This is a genomic window from Alistipes shahii WAL 8301 (assembly GCF_025145845.1).
GTDB lineage: Bacteria > Bacteroidota > Bacteroidia > Bacteroidales > Rikenellaceae > Alistipes > Alistipes shahii.
Window position 1 is genome coordinate 1144573 of record NZ_CP102253.1, and the last position, 18167, is coordinate 1162739.

Here is an 18167-nt window from a genome sequence, read left to right on the forward strand (position 1 = left end):
CCCACAATTCGGACAAAATCGTTTACAAATCGGCCGAAAATATTCAGCCGATTTATTTTTTACGCAGGTTTTTTCCTATATTTGCGGGGACACACATCAAACTCACTCTATGATAACCCGTCATCCATTGGGACGCCAGGATCTCCGCATCAAGCGCAGGGATAAGGTACTCGAAATCGGTCCCGGACACGATCCGATGTTTCGTTCCGATGTGATAGCCGACAAGTTTCCGCACGACGACACCCATCGCTGCGGAAAAGTCCTGATTTACCCTCACCAGCAATTCATCGAAGCCGACGGCGAGCAACTCCCGTTCGAAAAAGATGCTTTCGATTATGTGATCTGCAACCAGGTTCTCGAACATGCCGACAATCCCGCCCGGTTCATCGAAGAGATGGTCCGGGTCGGCAAACGCGGGTATGTCGAAACCCCGAGCATGCTCGGCGAACTGATGTTTCCCAAGGAGTCGCACCGCTGGGTGATCCTGCTTATCGAAGACAAACTCGTATTTTACGAAAAGGAGAAGATGCCGGGTAACTACCGCAACAACTACGGCGAGGTCTTTCTCAACTACCTGCCCTACCAGTCGCTGCCGTTCAAGATGCTCTACGTATCCGAACCCAACCTGTTGCTCAACCGCATCGAATGGGAGGGGACAATCGAATATCTCGTAAATCCCGAGGACGACTATTACAGCAGTTTCTTCACCCGCAAATGGAACCGGGAGATGACCATGAAAATCTTCCCGCCGCGCCGGGGGCTGACCGAGATAAACCGCACGCTCCAGGCTAGTTACTACCTTGTTCGGGAAAAACTCGGGCAGAAAATCCACAAACGCCCGTCTCCGATCACGCTCGACGAATACCTCGCAGAACGGGAAAAATAACGCCCTCCCAAACGCCGCTTTAAAAAGGCAGTCTTCCCCCTCCCGAAAATATCCGGCATCGAACTCCGTGTCGGACGTCGAACATTTCGTCTTCGCTCCCCCTGTAGGTTGCGCTGCCCCCCCCCTCCAAGACAAAAACCCCTCCTGTTAAGGAAGGGTTAGGCACAAAAAAAAGGTCAGACCTTACGATCTGACCTTGAAGAGGCGGCTACCTACTCTCCCACGGGAAAACCGCAGTACCATCGGCGTAAGTGAGCTTAACTTCTCTGTTCGGAATGGGAAGAGGTGGAACCTCACTGCTATAACCACCTAAAAGAACCTATGCTTCAATATATCGAAGCCGTGCGAGTGATGCTTTTAGATCATCACAATCCGTCGCACTCGGTATGAGTTGACATATCCGGGAAATGAGATAAAGAATTGCTGCAAAAAAGTCGTTCGGGTAATTAGTACTGCTCGGCTTTGACATTACTGTCTTTACACCTGCAGCCTATCAACGTAGTAGTCTCCTACGCCCCTCAAGGGAAAACTTATCTTGGGGATGGCTTCGCGCTTAGATGCTTTCAGCGCTTATCCAAACCGAACGCGGCTACTCGGCGGTACACTTGGCAGCATAACCGATACACCGGAGGTTCGTCCAACTCGGTCCTCTCGTACTAAAGTCAGGACCCCTCAATTTTCCTACGCCCGCAACAGATAGAGACCGAACTGTCTCACGACGTTCTGAACCCAGCTCGCGTGCCACTTTAATCGGCGAACAGCCGAACCCTTGGGACCTTCTCCAGCCCCAGGATGTGACGAGCCGACATCGAGGTGCCAAACCGCCGCGTCGATATGAGCTCTTGGCGGCGATCAGCCTGTTATCCCCGGAGTACCTTTTATCCTTTGAGCGATGGCCAGTCCACACAGAACCACCGGATCACTATACCCTGCTTTCGCACCTGGTCGACTTGTAAGTCTCACAGTCAAGCACCCTTATGCTATTGCACTCTGCGCACGGTTACCATTCGTGCTGAGGGTACCTTGGGAAGCCTCCGTTACGCTTTTGGAGGCGACCACCCCAGTCAAACTACCCACCAAACGGTGTCCCCTATCAAGGGTTAGAATCCAAGTACACAAAGGGCCGTATTTCAACGTTGACTCCACGAATACTGGCGTACCCGCTTCAATGTCTCCGGCCTATCCTACACATTGTGTACCCAAATTCAGCGTTAAGCTATAGTAAAGGTTCACGGGGTCTTTTCGTCCCGTTGCGGGTACCCGGCATCATCACCGGGACTACAATTTCACCGAGCTCACGGTTGAGACAGTGTCCAGATCGTTACACCATTCGTGCAGGTCGGAACTTACCCGACAAGGAATTTCGCTACCTTAGGACCGTTATAGTTACGGCCGCCGTTTACTGGGGCTTCGATTCAATGCTTCTCTTGCGATGACATCCCCTCTTAACCTTCCAGCACCGGGCAGGTGTCAGGCCCTATACGTCTTCTTTCGAATTTGCAGAGCCCTGTGTTTTTGATAAACAGTCGCCTGGACCTCTTCGCTGCGCCCTACTCGCGTAGGGACCCCTTTTCCCGAAGTTACGGGGTTAATTTGCCTAGTTCCTTAACCGTGATTCACTCGAGCACCTTAGGATACTCTCCTCGACCACCTGTGTCGGTTTACGGTACGGGTAACATATACTATAACTTAGAAGATTTTCTCGGAAGTCGACTTGGGTGAACTATCAGATTGGCCGTAGCCGCTCCGTACTGTCGGGTTTCAGCAAGGACTAACTCTTAATCTGTCCCTATACCTACGCCCTTTAACCACCTATTCCGTCAGGCGGCGTCACTTACGTTCCTTCGTCTCTCCATCGAGGTATATGTTAGTATCGGAATATTAACCGATTGTCCATCGAGATCACCGTTCGGCTTACCCTTAGGACCCGACTAACCCTGATCCGATTAGCGTTGATCAGGAAACCTTGGTCTTGCGGTGTGCGGGTTACTCTCCCGCATTATCGTTACTCATGCCTACATTTGCTTTTCCATAAACTCCACCTATCCTCGCGGAATGGCTTCGACGTCAATGGAATGCTCCCCTACCGCACTCTCGTGCCCAGAACTTCGGTGGTATACTTGATGCCCGTTTATTATCCACGCTTTGCCGCTCGACTAGTGAGCTGTTACGCACTCTTTGAATGAATAGCTGCTTCCAAGCTAACATCCTAGCTGTCTCTGCAGCAAAACATCGTTAGATCAACTTAGTATACTCTTCGGGACCTTAGTTGCTGGTCTGTGTTGTTCCACTCTCGTAACCGGACATTAGCACCCGGTCGCTCACTGCTGTAAATCATACTACTGGCATTCGGAGTTTGTCAGGATTTGGTAGGCGGTGAAGCCCCCGCATCCAATCAGTAGCTCTACCTCCAGTAGACTCTTAATTACAACGCTGCCCCTAAAGGCATTTCGGGGAGTACGAGCTATTTCCCAGCTTGATTAGCCTTTCACCCCTACCCTCAAGTCATCGAGAAGCTTTTCAACGCTTATTCGTTCGGTCCTCCAGTTGGTTTTACCCAACCTTCAACCTGCTCAAGGGTAGATCGCAAGGTTTCGCGTCTACAACCACTGACTAGCCGCCCTGTTCAGACTCGCTTTCGCTTCGGCTCCGTGCATCCGTGCACTTAACCTCGCCAGTGATTAGTAACTCGTAGGCTCATTATTCAATAGGCACGCCGTCACAGCACGAAGCTGCTCCGACCGGTTGTAAGCGTATGGTTTCAGGTTCTATTTCACTCCCCTGTTCGGGGTTCTTTTCACCTTTCCCTCACGGTACTGGTTCACTATCGGTCTCTTGGGAGTATTTAGCCTTACCGGGTGGTCCCGGCAGATTCAGACAGGATTCCTCGTGTCCCGCCCTACTCAGGATACTGCTATCGCATAACGAACTTACCTGTACGGGCCTTTCACCCTCTATGGACGAACTTTCCAGATCGTTCCAGTTCATTGTTACTTGAATGTTGCAGTCCTACAACCCCGGCATTGCCGTAACAATACCGGTTTAGGCTTTTTCCCTTTCGCTCGCCGCTACTCAGGAAATCGATGTTTCTTTCTTTTCCTCCTCCTACTAAGATGTTTCAGTTCAGAGGGTTGGCCCATCTTACGATGTGTCAGGTCTTCTACCTGACGGGTTGTCCCATTCAGAAATCTCCGGATCAAATCTTGTTTGCAAATCCCCGGAGCTTTTCGCAGCTTACCACGTCTTTCTTCGCCTCCAAGAGCCTAGGCATTCCCCATACGCCCTTATTTACTTTCTTACAACTTCTCACACAGCCTATTCCCGCGTGAGAACTTTATCTCATCTCCTTAAATATGTCAATGAACGTCGAATCTTTCGATCCATGAGTGGAGGATAAGGGAGTCGAACCCTTGACCCCCTGCTTGCAAAGCAGGTGCTCTAGCCAACTGAGCTAATCCCCCGAGTGTAGCATCGGTGTAGTCCCGTGCGGACTTGAACCGCAGACCCCTACATTATCAGTGTAGTGCTCTAACCAACTGAGCTACGGGACTGTATCCGCGGGAAAACCCCACTCGAGTATAACATTAAAAATTACTGATTATTTCGAGAGAAAATCGCAGACCTATCTGTCGACGAAATAGTCACACTCTCCAGAAAGGAGGTGTTCCAGCCGCACCTTCCGGTACGGCTACCTTGTTACGACTTAGCCCCAGTCACCGGTTTTGCCCTAGGTCGCTCCTTGCGGTCACGAACTTCAGGCACCCCCAGCTTCCATGGCTTGACGGGCGGTGTGTACAAGGCCCGGGAACGTATTCACCGCGCCATGGCTGATGCGCGATTACTAGCGAATCCAACTTCACGGAGGCGGGTTTCAGCCTCCGATCCGAACTGAGATAGGCTTTCGAGATTCGCATCCCATCACTGGGTAGCTGCCCTCTGTACCTACCATTGTAACACGTGTGTAGCCCCGGACGTAAGGGCCGTGCTGATTTGACGTCATCCCCACCTTCCTCTCGGCTTACACCGGCAGTCCCGCCAGAGTGCCCAGCTTGACCTGATGGCAACTAACGGTAGGGGTTGCGCTCGTTATGGGACTTAACCCGACACCTCACGGCACGAGCTGACGACAACCATGCAGCACCTAGTTTCCTGCCCCGAAGGGAAATCCTGTTTCCAGAATCGTCAGTAACTTTCAAGCCCGGGTAAGGTTCCTCGCGTATCATCGAATTAAACCACATGTTCCTCCGCTTGTGCGGGCCCCCGTCAATTCCTTTGAGTTTCATTCTTGCGAACGTACTCCCCAGGTGGATAACTTATCGCTTTCGCTTAGCCGCCGACCGTGTATCGCCGACAGCGAGTTATCATCGTTTACTGCGTGGACTACCAGGGTATCTAATCCTGTTTGCTCCCCACGCTTTCGTGCCTCAACGTCAGATATAGTTTGGTAAGCTGCCTTCGCAATCGGTGTTCTGTATGATCTCTAAGCATTTCACCGCTACACCATACATTCCGCCTACCGCAACTACTCTCTAGTTCAACAGTATTAGAGGCAGTTCCGGTGTTAAGCACCGGTATTTCACCTCTAACTTATCAAACCGCCTACGCACCCTTTAAACCCAATAAATCCGGATAACGCTTGGATCCTCCGTATTACCGCGGCTGCTGGCACGGAGTTAGCCGATCCTTATTCGTACGATACTTTCAGGCTCTTACACGTAAGAGCGTTTACCCTCGTACAAAAGCAGTTTACAACTCATAGAGCCGTCTTCCTGCACGCGGCATGGCTGGTTCAGACTTGCGTCCATTGACCAATATTCCTCACTGCTGCCTCCCGTAGGAGTTTGGTCCGTGTCTCAGTACCAATGTGGGGGGTTAACCTCTCAGTCCCCCTATGTATCGTTGCCTTGGTGAGCCGTTACCTCACCAACCAGCTAATACAACGCATGCCCATCCATAACCACCGGAGTTTTCAACCAGAACCGATGCCGGTCCTGATGTTATGGGGTATTAGTACCAATTTCTCAGTGTTATCCCCCTGTTATGGGTAGGTTGCATACGCGTTACGCACCCGTGCGCCGGTCGCCACCAGTGTATTGCTACACCGTGCTGCCCCTCGACTTGCATGTGTTAGGCCTGCCGCTAGCGTTCATCCTGAGCCAGGATCAAACTCTCCATTGTAAAAAATAATGTATTGTTAGAGTCCTGACTATTCGTTTATCCTTTAAAAGGAAATTGACAGATAAATACTACAATTTTTCTCTCAAAATATAACCAGTAATTCAAAGAACCAGTTTAAAAAAGCTTCGCATTTTGGTTGCGAAAGGGATTGCAAAGATAAGTGTTATTTTTGAATCCGCCAAATCTTTTTTAAAGATTTTTTTTTCGCAGCCTCTTACGAGACATTTGCGAAAGGGACTGCAAAGATAAGTAATCTTTTTTAAATCTCCAAAAACTTTTTCAAGAACTTTGCATCTTATTGAAATTCAGAACACAAAACCATCTCAAGCTCCTTTATTGTAAACCCTCGACTTATTTGTAAGAACCGGTATTTCTCAAACGCGGATGCAAAGGTAGCGACTTTTTCCGAACCTGCAAATATTTGCGCATCTTTTTTTGAAAAATCTTCAATTTTACCCGATAAAGCCGATACTACCTATATATATTAATAGAGGCAGAAAAACGGCGGCTCCGCACGGAACCGCCGCAGGACATACCGGGGAGGAAAGCCGGTCAAAGCCATCCGCCGTTGGCGGCCAGTCCGGCACGGGAAACGACGGCGAATTCGCGCACGAACTCCGTATCGCCCGACACCGCGCTTATCCGAAGCATGGAAGTTCCCGGTTCGGGACAGTCGAAAGTGATCTTCGTACCGTCGAACACCGCCTTCGAAGAGGACAGCCCCAGGTTGCCCGGCGATGCGAACGACGCGGCAGTCAGCGCAACCCGGCTCCGGTCGCCCCCGAAATAACGCGCGAAGTCCACGGTCACCGGCTCTCCGGTCCTCACATAGACGGCGGGAGTCCCCTTGACGGCAAACAGCAGTTTCAGGGCGTCGATACAGCCTCCGCCCATTTTATTCTTATAGACGGCCATATCGGCAATAGGACCCAGCTCCCCGTCCTTCGAGCCGGTGAAGCAGTCGTCAATGCCGTAAACGGAACTCAATAGCAGAGCCTTGAACTCGGCAGGCGTATATTTCTTTCCGTTCTGCGCCGCGTAAGCAAGCCCCAGGGCCGCAACGCCCGAAACGTGCGGGCACGCCATCGAAGTCCCCTGCATAAAACCGTAGCCGTACATCCCGCCATCCTTGCGTCCGTCCTGATAAGCGATCGCATCGTCGCAGAGGATCGTGCTCAAAATCTGCGCATTGCTATAAAAGACCGTCCTCCCGTCGGAAGCGGTCCGCGTCGTCTTTCCGGAATAGCGGTCGCCTCCCGGGGCCGCGATGTCGACCCACGGTCCGTAGTCGGTATAATAGGCCGGGCGGAAACTCCAGTCCATCGCCCCGACGGCGATCACCGGATCGTAGGCGGCCGGATAGATCCGGACGTCGCCGTAAACGTCGCCCTCGTTGCCGGCGGCGAAAATCACAAGCCCGCCCTGCAACGGGGAGTTCGGGTTCCGGGTCCCCGCCCCGCGGACAAAGGTGTCGATGGCGTCGCGCATGATGCCATAATTGCTCTTCCACTCCCGCTCAAACTCCTCGGGGGTGATCTTCGTGCCGTCCGCCGTTTCGAGATTGTATCCCCAACTGTTCTGGGCGATGATCGCACCGTTGGTCCAGGCATATTCGAAGGCCTTGACCGTCGGGTTTCCCTTGCCGCCGGTCGTGCTGTTGCCCATGATCTGGCACGACATGATCCGCACGCCGCCGCTGTTGCTCCGCCCGCCGGCGATGCCGCAAACGCCCCGGCCGTTGTTGTTCACGGCGGCGATGACGCCTGCGACATGCGTTCCGTGGTCCGCGTATTCCGGATTGCGGTCATCCCCGCCGACCGACTTCCAGTCGAGTTCGGGGGTGTCGTCCCAGAAATTATAGCCGTGTTCCTGCGAATTCTTCGGATTCGACCAGATGTTCGCCCGCAGGTCGGGATGGGTGATCTGCACGGGTTCGTCGATCACCGCGACGATAACCTCCTCGCTGCCCGTGCAGAGCTGCCAGGCATCCAGCAGGTCGATGTCGGCCCCCGCCTCCGGCTTGACGGCGACATCCGGAAAGAGGCCTCCGCCCGGGTTGTCGTAATTCCACTGAAAAGGCAGCATCGGGTCGTTCATCGCCTTCGCGGCGCGGGTCTCGCCCACACGGGGAAACATGCCCTCGGAAGCCGGAACGGCAGGGCCTTCGCTCATCGGACGGATATAGCGGGGATCAATCCCGTACTCCACGACCGCAACGCCGGGCAACGCCGCCAGCCGCTCGCCGACCTCGGAGAGTTGAATTTCGTCGTCGAACGCGATCGTATACCAGCGGTTGATGCCCGTCTGCTCGTAAACGTCCTCCCACTCGGGATTGTATGCGACGACACGTTCGAAACGCCCGGCGTCGATTTCATGCAGGATTGCGTCGATGCCGCCGACACCCGAACGGGTCGCGACACCGCTGCGTGTCGCGGGCAGCTGCGCCTGCGCAGCGGCAACCGCCTGCGCCGTTTCGGGCGACAACTTTACGGAAAGACTCCCCCGCAACGCCAGCCGCGAAGTCGGGGAACCCAGCACCCGGGCCTTCCGTCCGCCATTGCCGCCGGCAGAGTCCGCAGGCTCTTCCGTACAGGCAAATACCGCCAACAGCCCGCAGAGGAGTAGCAATTTTTTCATAGATCGTCAAACTTTTCGATTTTCCAAAGATATGATTTTTCCGCCAAAGTGCATGACCCGGGAGGTAAAATCGCCCCGGAGTTCCGAAAAAGGAGATTTTTTTACTATTTTTGCAACCAAATACCACTACGATTATGAATTTCAAGAAAATATCGCTGCTCATCGTGCTGCTGCTCATCGCAGACCAGGCGCTCAAAATCTGGATCAAGACCCATATGCACCTCGACGAGTCGATCGTCGTCTTCCCCGACTGGTTCCAGTTGCGGTTCATCGAGAACAACGGCGCGGCCTTCGGCATGCACATCGCCTCGCGCGGAGGCTTCGACTGGGGCAAGCTGCTGCTGGGCGTCTTCCGGATCGTCATGGTCGGATTCATCGGCTGGCTGATGCACCACCTCTGCACCAAACGCCAAGACACGCCCAAGGGAGTGATCGTCGGCCTCGCGCTGATCTTCGCCGGCGCCATGGGCAACATCCTCGACAGCGCATTCTACGGATTGATCTTCTCCGAATCGACGCCCTACACGGTGGCTCAATTCGGGGGGCACTACGCCGGGTTTATGATGGGCAAAGTGGTCGACATGTTCTATTTCCCGCTGTTCCAATGGAACGGCGTACCCCGCCTGCTGCGGTTTCTGGTCGACAGCAACAACTATTTCTTCGGCGCGATCTTCAATCTGGCCGATGCCTACATCTCGGTGGCAGTCGTCTATCTGCTTCTGTTTCAGCACAAGTTCTTCAGCAAGTAGATTTTTTTTGAAAAAAGAGTTGGTGTTTCAGAAAAAAGTATTACTTTTGCACACCGCAATTCCAGAAATGCCCAGGTGGCGGAATAGGTAGACGCGCACGTTTCAGGTGCGTGTGCCGCAAGGCGTGCAGGTTCGATTCCTGTCCTGGGCACAAAAAATCCCGTTAGAGGAAACTCTGAGGGGATTTTTCTTTTTCCGTGTCCGCATCGTGTCCGCAATTTCATGGAGAAGGGCTCTGATTTTTCCCTGCCAGAAAGACAAAACCAGATTATTTTTGTAATTTTGTATAAACCGATTCCAAACAAACGACGAACTATCCAGATTCTGATGTAATCCCTATGTTTACAATCAGAGTTGACTGCGATGAAAGCGGATAGATGAAAAAGCTATCGAGATTTTGGTTAGATTAAAGTTGCGAGACCTTTACTAACTAAAACGACGATAGCCATGAGAGAACGAAGAAATGAAATTATTTCAAAGGACAAAAGATTTATGTAGGAATCGACGTCCATTTGAAGAGTTGGTCGGTAACGGTCTTGTCCGCGACCTCTGTACTGAAGAAATTCAGTCAAAATCCGGCCCCGGAAGCGTTGCACGGATTTCTGACGAGGAGTTTATCCGGGAGCCGAGTATCATTCGGTGTACGAAGCGGGCTTTTGCGGATTCTGGATACACGAACGCCTGACGGCATTGGGGATCGACAACATCGTGGTCAACCCGGCCGACGTACCGACCAAGAGCAGCGAAAAGCTGCGTAAGAGTGACGCCGTGGACAGCGGCAAGCTGGCGCGGAGTTTAAGAGCCAACGAACTGAAAGGCATTTATACGCCGGACAGTGTATCGTTGGAAATGCGTTCCTTGATAAGATTGAAGAACTCGATCACCAAAGACACGACCCGTCAGAAGAACCGGATCAAGTCCCAGTTACGGTGTTTAGGCATCGGGATTCCGCAGGAGTTCCTCGAACCTTTCTCCAACTGATCGAAACGCTTTTTCGCATGGCTGAAAGAGGTTGAGACACTCACTCCGAGCGATCGTCAGGCCCTCGACATTCAGCTCCGGCATCTGGAGGAACTACGCCGTCAGAAGTTGGAGATGACACGGGCTTTACGGGCCTTGGCCAAGGCGGACCGATTCCGCGAACCGCAGCGGTTGATTATGAGCGTTCCGGGGTTCGGGCAGACTACGGGAATGGCGTTTCTGTCTGAGATATGCGACATAACCCGTTTCCGCAATGCCGAACAACTGGCCGCCTATATCGGGATGATCCCGATGTGCCATAGCAGCGGAGAGAAAGACGGAACAGGAGACATTACTGTGCGAAAACACGCCGTCATGCGCTGTAATCTGATAGAGGCTGCATGGGTGGCTATACGCCAAGATCCCGCGATGAATCTGTTTTATACAGAACAATGCAAGCGGATGCCCAAGAGCAAGGCCATCGTAAAGGTCGCCCGCAAACTGGTAAATAGACTATACTTCGTGTTGAAACACCAGACCGAATATGTCAATAGTGTCGTGTCATAAGCAACCCCTTCCGGTAAACGGATTTTCCCAGAGAGAATACTACATATTGCGTGCGGCTTTGGAGTCCGCTTAATGTAAAATGCTCCTCTGGCCTTTGTAAACTAATACAGGAACATGCGGCAGAATACTGACCGCTGTGGAAAGTCTGTCTACCGAAGGATTTTTACGGGTTCTGAAATCACGGCTTTCGCAAGAGCCAAAGGTCAAAGCACATCGTGACTCCGCACCGACTCGATCGAAGGCCGGCGGAGACACGCTGTGCCTTGACCTTTGGCCGGGAAACTCATCAAGAATCGCAATGTATTGCAAATGAAATAAAAACAAATTTAACCGAAAACTTTGATCCAGATTTATTTGGATTGTAACAGGAAACGGCAGCATGGGGCCGGAACATTGTCCCCGGTCTCGTAGACCAATGAAATTTCGGACTTATTCCATGCTCTGATGTCTTTATTTCCTCAAAGTTATAATCATTAAAGTGAATATACGAATGACACTCCTGATCAGCATCGAATACCGTACCCGCTGGGGCGAACAGCTCGTACTCCGCCTCGGCAAGCGGCGCATCGCCCTGCAATACGCCGACGGCGGCGTCTGGACCTGCGCCGTAGAGCGGTACGCCCCTGCGGCGCAGCCGGCAGAATACCGTTACGAAGTCGAGCGCGAGGGCGTGTGCATCCGCAGCGAATGGCGGCCGCACACGCTGCGGATCCCGTCCCGGGAGGGGGTGCGTACGCTGCGCATTCGCGACCGCTGGCAGGAGATGCCCTCCGACACGCCGTTCTACTCCTCGGCATTCACCCGGGGCATCTTCGGCCGCGGGAAAACCGGTAATCCGAAGAAAGCAGCCGGCAACATCACCCTGCGCGTCATCCTGCCCACCCTGCGGCCGGACGAAACGCTCGCCGTCGCCGGCAGCGGCCGTGAACTGGGCGACTGGAAACGAATCGTCCCGATGGACGACAGCCGCTTCCCGGAATGGGAACTCACGCTACATACCGCACACCGGTTCGAATACAAATTCCTGATCGCCGACCGCAAGACCCTCACCCCCATCCTGTGGGAGGAGGGTGCCAACCGCACCTGGGGCGAACTGCCCGGCGCCGGCGAACACGCCCTCGACGCCGCGGCGTACCCGCGGTTCCCCGAACGCAGATGGCAGGGCGCCGGGACGGCGATCCCGGTCTTCTCGCTCCGTACGGAAGAGGATTTCGGCGTCGGTGAGTTCTACGACCTGAAACGGCTCATCGACTGGGCGGCCGCCACCGGGCAGTGCGTCATCCAGGTACTGCCGATCAACGATACCACCATGACCGGTACATGGGAAGACTCCTACCCCTACAACGCCAATTCGACCTTCGCCCTGCACCCGCAGTTCATCCGGCTGCCGGCCGCGGGCGTCGTGGAGGACGACGAGTACCGCACCCTGCGCAACGAACTGAACGCACTCCCCGAAATAGACTACGAACGGGTCAACCGGCACAAACTGCGGCTGCTCCGCCGGGCGTTCGAACGCCACGGAACCCGCACTGCGGCACGCCGCGACTACAAGGACTTCATCGCCGCCAATAGACACTGGCTCATCCCCTATGCCGCCTTCTGCACGCTGCGCGACGAAACGGGCACGCCCGACTTCACCCGCTGGGGCGGCTTCGCCCGCTATGACCGCAAAACCGTCGACGCCTACTGCCGCAGCCACAACCGCGACATCGCATTCCACTGCTATGTTCAATACCACCTGCATACGCAGTTGTCCGAGGTCTGCGCCTACGCCCGCGCCCACGGCATCGTCCTCAAGGGCGACCTGCCCATCGGCATCAGTCGCACGAGTGTCGACGCATGGCTCTACCCACACCTGTTCCACATGGACTCGCAGGCCGGGGCTCCGCCCGACGCATTCTCGGCCGTCGGGCAGAACTGGGGATTCCCGACTTACAACTGGGAACGCATGGCACGCGACGGCTACGCCTGGTGGCGGGCACGCATGGCCAAGATGGCCGAATACTTCGACGCCTTCCGCATCGACCATATCCTCGGCTTCTTCCGCATCTGGGAGATTCCCACGCATGCCGTACACGGGTTGCTGGGCTATTTCAACCCCGCCCTGCCCTATTCCGCAGATGAACTGCGCGGCATGGGCTTCGACACGCAGGACGGACGCTACACCACCCCGGCGCCCGACGAACACATGCTCGGGGAACTGTTCGGCGACCTGGCCGGCGAAGTCCGCGCCACCTGCATGAAGGAGGGGCGGTTACTGCCCGCCTATGCCACCCAGCGCAAGGTCGCAGCCCGCTTCCCGGGCGACGACGAACGCCAGACCCGGCTGCGGGAAGGGCTCATGGCATTGCTCGACGACGTGCTCTTCATCGAAGACCCGCGCCGCAAGGGCTATTTCCACCCCCGCATCGCCCCCCACTCGACGCACGCCTACCGCCGGCTCGACGGAGAGCGCCGTGCAGCTTTCGACCGGCTCTATACCGACTTCTTCTACCACCGGCACAACCGTTTCTGGCAGGAATCCGCCCTGCGCAAGCTCCCGGTGCTCCTCTCGGCGACCGAGATGCTGACCTGCGGCGAAGACCTGGGCATGATTCCCGACAGCGTCCCCGAGACGATGCACGAACTGCAAATCCTCTCGCTCGAAATCCAGCGCATGCCCAAGACGCCGGGGGAACTCTTCGCCGACCCGGCGCACTACCCCTATTTCTCGGTCTGCACCACTTCGACGCACGACATGAACCCGCTGCGGGCATGGTGGGAGGAAGACCGCGAACTCACGGCGCGCTTCTACCACGAAGCACTCGGCATCGGGGGCGACGTTCCCTATTTCTGCGAGCCGTGGATATGCCGGCGCATCCTCGACATGCACCTCAATTCCCCGGCGATGCTCACCATCCTGCCGTTGCAGGACTGGTTCTCGACCGACGGGGAACTGCGCTACCCCGACCCGGCCAAGGAACGCATCAACGTCCCGGCCGTCGCCCGATACTACTGGCGTTACCGAATGCACCTCCCGCTCGAGGAACTGCTGCACAAGGAGACTTTCAACGAGTCGCTGCACGACATGATCGCCTGCAGCGGGCGCCGCTGACGGGCAGACTGCGGCAGCGCCGACCCCGGCCGCAAAAATAAGGGGCGCCCCGGAATTTCCGGAGCGCCCCTTTTATCATGCCGCCGCGCCATCCTCCCGGGTGCCCCTGCGGAAACCTTCCACGGGAATCCCTTCCTGGGATCTCTCAACCGAAGCCCTCGAAGGACGCCTCCGGAGGAACGCCCGCAGCATGATCCTTCAAAGTGAACTTTCAGTCCTCGGCGGAAAATTCCAGAGGAACTCCTCTGCGGAACTCCCCTCTCCCGCCGGAACCGGAGCCCCCGCCCGCCGCAGGAACGGTAACCCGGAAGGCCGGAGGACAAAACCCGGAAACGGAGGGGGGGGGCCGAAGACCTGCCCGTCGCGACCAAGGCTCAGCCATTCCCCTCCAGCCACTTCAGGAAGTCGTCGACCCGCGACCGGCTCACCACCATCTCGAACTCCGGACGCGGACGTGCCGTGATCTTCAGCCGGTTGCCCAGGTATTTCACGATGCTGACGATCGCCGGCATGGCGATGATGCAGCTGCGCGATATGCGGAAAAACCGCCCGGGATCCAGTTCGTCCGAAAGGACGTCGAGCGACTGATCCATGATGTAGCGGTTGTTGTCGTTCGTGACAAGGTAGGTGTTTTTCTCTTCCGAGTAGAAATAGGCGATGTCGGTGGTCTGCACCGGGACGATCCGGTCGTTGAAACGCACGACATAGCGCTGTTTGTATTCGCGCGGGCTGCGGATTGCGTTCAGCAATACGTCGGGGTCGATGCCCCCGCTCCGCACACGGCAACGTTCCACGGCACGCCGCAGCGCCGCGAGGTCGATCGGTTTGAGCAGGTAGTCGATGCTGTTGACCTCGAACGCCCGCACGGCGTAATTGTCATATGCGGTGGTCATGATGACCCGCGCCGTTACGTCCGCCTGGCGGAATATCTCGAAGCAATCCCCGTCGGAGAGTTCCACGTCCATGAAAATCACATCGGCACTGTTCCCCGGCGTGCGCAGCCAGAGCACCGTTTCCCTGACCGAGCCGGTCGTCCCGACGATCCGTACGTCGGGAAAATGCTGGGTCAGCGCTCGCGCCAGGTTTGCCTGGGCCATCATTTCGTCTTCTACGATCAGTACGTTCATATTACAGCAACGGTAAGGTGACACAATATTCGGTATCGGTACGGCGTATCCCGATCGGGATGCCCGACAGGTCGAGGTACTGCTGGCGGATGTAGTTCAGCCCCACACGGGTCGAGGGGTTGCCGGATACCTTCAGCTGAAGGTTGTTCGACACCGTCACGGCCTCGGCCACGGCGACGATGCGGATCACCAGCGGCCGGTCGGCCCCCACCGAGTTATGCTTGAAGGCGTTTTCGATCAGCAACTGCACCGAGCAGGGCAGGACATGGCGGTTCATGGCCTCATCCGAAATGTCGGTCTCCACGCGGAACCCTTCGGGGAAACGCACCTGTAACAGGTCGACGTACATCCCCACGAAGGCCATCTCCTCGCGCAGGCGCACGAGTGTCTCCTCCTCGTTCTGGAGCATGTAACGGTAAATGCCCGCCAGTTTATGGATGTAGGCGCTGGCCTGCTCCGTGCGCTGCTCGCAGACCAGGCAGTCGAGGATATTGAGCGAGTTGAACAGGAAATGGGGGTTGACCTGCTGTTTGAGTTTCATGTAACGGAACTGCGCCTGGTGCGCCTTGCCGCGCTCGGCACGCAGCACGGCACGTGCGACCAGGGCGTAATCGACCATAAATACGACCGAATAGAGGGTCACCTCGACCAGCAGGGTGACGATCCACAGTTGCAGGAACTCCCGTGCGGTGAACGAGCGGTCGAAGGCGAACGGCAGGTGCAGCCCCGTAATGAGCGCCACGCAGGCCGACGTGAGCAGCACGAACAGAAGGAAGGCCGCGATTTCGGCGATCGGGCCGTGTCGGGTTTCACGCCTGCGCGTATGCCGGACATAGATGATATTGACGCACAGCAGGATAATCAGTGCCGCGGAATTGGAAGCCAGCAAGTCGGCCATGTGGTAGAGGCGGTCTGTGGAAAAGGAGGGCGAGGCGAAAAGCTCGACATAGGCCAGCCTCAGCACGAAAATCCCCCCCCCCACGGCCAGCAGCAGCAACCCGATGCGGGGCGTCCAGGCCGAGGAGCGGCTCGCCGTGTCGTCGCCGCGGCGGAACAACTTGGTGAACCACACGATGCTCCAGCCCAGGATCTCGGTGGTGATGAAGGTCGAGACGGCATGCACCACGGGCGGGGCGTGCAATAACAGCTCGATCAACTGCGCACCGCCCGTACCCAGCAGGTAGCCGATCACGTTGACGACGATCACGCTGGCAGCGGTGAACTCCACGTTCAGTCCCCGTTTGAGGCAGATCAGCACGATCAGCACGATCGTCAGCAGCGTCAGCACCAACTCGTCGTTGATCCCCGCCAGATGGCACGAAAGGGCGACCACGGCATGGAGCACGGCGAACAGGTGGATGATTCCGGACACTTTGAGCGATCGCATATAGGCTGACTGAGGCTGTATTAAAGTATATACGGGTTTCGTTTATTACGAATAAAGGTAGTGTTTTTCCGCGGAAATTCCAAATCGTCCCCCGCGGGCTACCGTTCGTCGCAAAAATCCGCCCGTTCATCCGGCTGAACCTTCCGTTCGTCGCCCTGCGGTTCGCCGTCCGGATTTTTTATTAAAATTTGTATAACCTGAAAACCAACCGAAAAACCGAAATGACCAAGCCTAAACTCTCATTTTGGCAGATTTGGAACCTCAGCTTCGGCTTCCTCGGCGTGCAGATCGGATATTCGCTCCAGAATTCCAACACGTCGAGCATCTTCGAATCGCTGGGGGCAGATGTCAGCCACCTGAGCTACTTCTGGCTGGCGGCACCGCTGGCCGGCATGATCGTCCAGCCCATCGTGGGGCTTTTTTCCGACGGCACCTGGACGCGCTGGGGCCGCCGCATCCCCTACATCCTGGGCGGGTCGCTGATCTCGGCGCTGGCGCTGGTGCTCATGCCCAACTGCCCCAAACTGCTCGCCTTCGCCCCGCTCGCCATGGGGGCTTTCATCCTGCTGTTCATGGATTTGTCGTTCAACGTCACGATGCAGCCCTTCCGGGCGCTGGTGGCCGACATGCTCGACGATTCGCAGAAGACACAGGGCTACGTGGTACAAACCTTCCTGATAAACCTCGGTGCGGTCGTCGGCGCTATCCTGCCGCTCGTCATGACATGGCTCGGCGTGTCGGACGAGGCCGCTCCGGGGCATGTTTCGCCGCACATCGCCTACTCCTACTATGCCGGGGGCGCGATCCTGCTGCTCACGGTGCTCGTCACCTCGTTCAAGACACGGGAATATCCGCCCGGGGAGTTCGCCCGCTACAACAACCTCTCCGAGGAGGACGCCAAACCGATGAGCTTCGTCGGCCTCATGCGCAACGTCCCCGGCGTGATGGTGCGGCTGGGCGTCACGCAGTTCTTCTCGTGGGCGGCGCTCTTCCTGATGTGGACTTACCTCAAACCCGCCATCACGGGTGTAGTCACCGACCATGCCACGGGCGAAGTGCTCTCGGCCGGCGCCACGCAGACATGGGTCGGCGTGCTCAACGGCACCTACCCCATCCCCGCCTGCATCGCCGCCCTGTTCCTCGGGCGCGTCGCCGCGCGCTACGGCAACAAACCCGTCTACGCTGCCTGCCTGCTCGCCGGGGCGCTGGGCTTCGCGGGGTTGTGCCTGCTGCACGACCAGTACGCGCTGATGCTCCCGATGGTGGGGATCGGCATCGCCTGGGCGGGCATCCTCGCCATGCCCTACGCCATCCTGTCGCGCGCGGTCGAGCCACGCCGCATGGGCGTATACATGGGTATCTTCAATTTCACGATCACCGTCCCCCAGATCGTCATCGGACTGACCGGCGGTGCCATCGTCAAGTACTGCTTCGCCTCCGATGCGGCCGACATGCTGGCGCTCGCCGGGGTATTCATGCTGCTGGCCGCCGTGTCGGTCTTCCTGGTCAAAGAACACAAGGCCCAATGACCTACAATCCATAAAATCAACTTATAAACTAACCAAAATTCTTATGAAACGAT

Annotated in this window: 7 protein-coding genes, 3 tRNA genes, 3 rRNA genes and 1 pseudogene; 6 read left to right on the forward strand and 8 right to left on the reverse strand. The window is 56.1% G+C overall.

The window, feature by feature from the left end:
- Positions 1 to 109 precede the first annotated feature (109 nt).
- The gene (locus NQ492_RS04930) at positions 110 to 886 is read left to right on the forward strand and encodes a class I SAM-dependent methyltransferase (protein ID WP_044054448.1); all 777 of its coding nucleotides are present in this window, start codon (positions 110 to 112) and stop codon (positions 884 to 886) included.
- Positions 887 to 1085: 199 nt separating this feature from the next.
- Here the strand turns inward: NQ492_RS04930 and rrf are convergent.
- From rrf to NQ492_RS04960, 6 genes are all read right to left on the reverse strand, one after another.
- A 5S ribosomal RNA gene (rrf, locus tag NQ492_RS04935) occupies positions 1086 to 1199 on the reverse strand.
- A gap of 112 nt (positions 1200 to 1311) precedes the next feature.
- Positions 1312 to 4184: ribosomal RNA gene (locus NQ492_RS04940) — 23S ribosomal RNA — on the reverse strand.
- Positions 4185 to 4273: 89 nt separating this feature from the next.
- Positions 4274 to 4347: transfer RNA gene (locus tag NQ492_RS04945), tRNA-Ala, on the reverse strand.
- Between the two features lie 16 nt (positions 4348 to 4363).
- Positions 4364 to 4437: transfer RNA gene (locus NQ492_RS04950), tRNA-Ile, on the reverse strand.
- Positions 4438 to 4540: 103 nt separating this feature from the next.
- A 16S ribosomal RNA gene (locus NQ492_RS04955) occupies positions 4541 to 6064 on the reverse strand.
- Together the 16S, 23S and 5S rRNA genes with 2 tRNA genes alongside form the textbook arrangement of a ribosomal RNA operon.
- A gap of 552 nt (positions 6065 to 6616) precedes the next feature.
- Positions 6617 to 8701: a S8 family serine peptidase gene (locus NQ492_RS04960; protein ID WP_015545748.1), complete on the reverse strand. Its 2085-nt coding sequence runs from the start codon at positions 8699 to 8701 to the stop codon at positions 6617 to 6619.
- Positions 8702 to 8835: 134 nt separating this feature from the next.
- Here NQ492_RS04960 and NQ492_RS04965 point away from each other — a divergent pair, with 134 nt between their 5' ends.
- From NQ492_RS04965 to NQ492_RS04985, 4 genes and pseudogenes are all read left to right on the forward strand, one after another.
- Positions 8836 to 9450, forward strand: coding sequence for a lipoprotein signal peptidase (locus NQ492_RS04965; RefSeq protein ID WP_015545747.1), 615 nt, complete (start codon positions 8836 to 8838; stop codon positions 9448 to 9450).
- A 69-nt stretch (positions 9451 to 9519) separates the two neighbouring features.
- Positions 9520 to 9601 (forward strand) — tRNA-Leu (locus tag NQ492_RS04970).
- Positions 9602 to 9897: 296 nt separating this feature from the next.
- A pseudogene (locus NQ492_RS16335) lies at positions 9898 to 10977 on the forward strand (IS110 family RNA-guided transposase).
- A gap of 490 nt (positions 10978 to 11467) precedes the next feature.
- Positions 11468 to 14071, forward strand: a complete 2604-nt coding sequence (locus NQ492_RS04985) for a 4-alpha-glucanotransferase (RefSeq protein ID WP_015545746.1) — start codon at positions 11468 to 11470, stop codon at positions 14069 to 14071.
- Positions 14072 to 14445: 374 nt separating this feature from the next.
- On the opposite strand, the gene NQ492_RS04990 is transcribed toward NQ492_RS04985, so the two are convergent.
- Together NQ492_RS04990 and NQ492_RS04995 are read right to left on the reverse strand one after the other, a co-directional pair.
- Entirely contained in the window at positions 14446 to 15198 is a 753-nt protein-coding gene (locus tag NQ492_RS04990) for a LytR/AlgR family response regulator transcription factor (protein ID WP_009597005.1), read from the reverse strand.
- A gap of 1 nt (position 15199) precedes the next feature.
- Entirely contained in the window at positions 15200 to 16585 is a 1386-nt protein-coding gene (locus NQ492_RS04995; RefSeq protein ID WP_015545745.1) for a sensor histidine kinase, read from the reverse strand.
- Between the two features lie 221 nt (positions 16586 to 16806).
- On the opposite strand from NQ492_RS04995, the gene NQ492_RS05000 reads away from it, so the two are divergent.
- Positions 16807 to 18114, forward strand: a complete 1308-nt coding sequence (locus tag NQ492_RS05000; protein WP_014775647.1) for an MFS transporter — start codon at positions 16807 to 16809, stop codon at positions 18112 to 18114.
- The last annotated feature ends 53 nt before the right edge of the window (positions 18115 to 18167 follow it).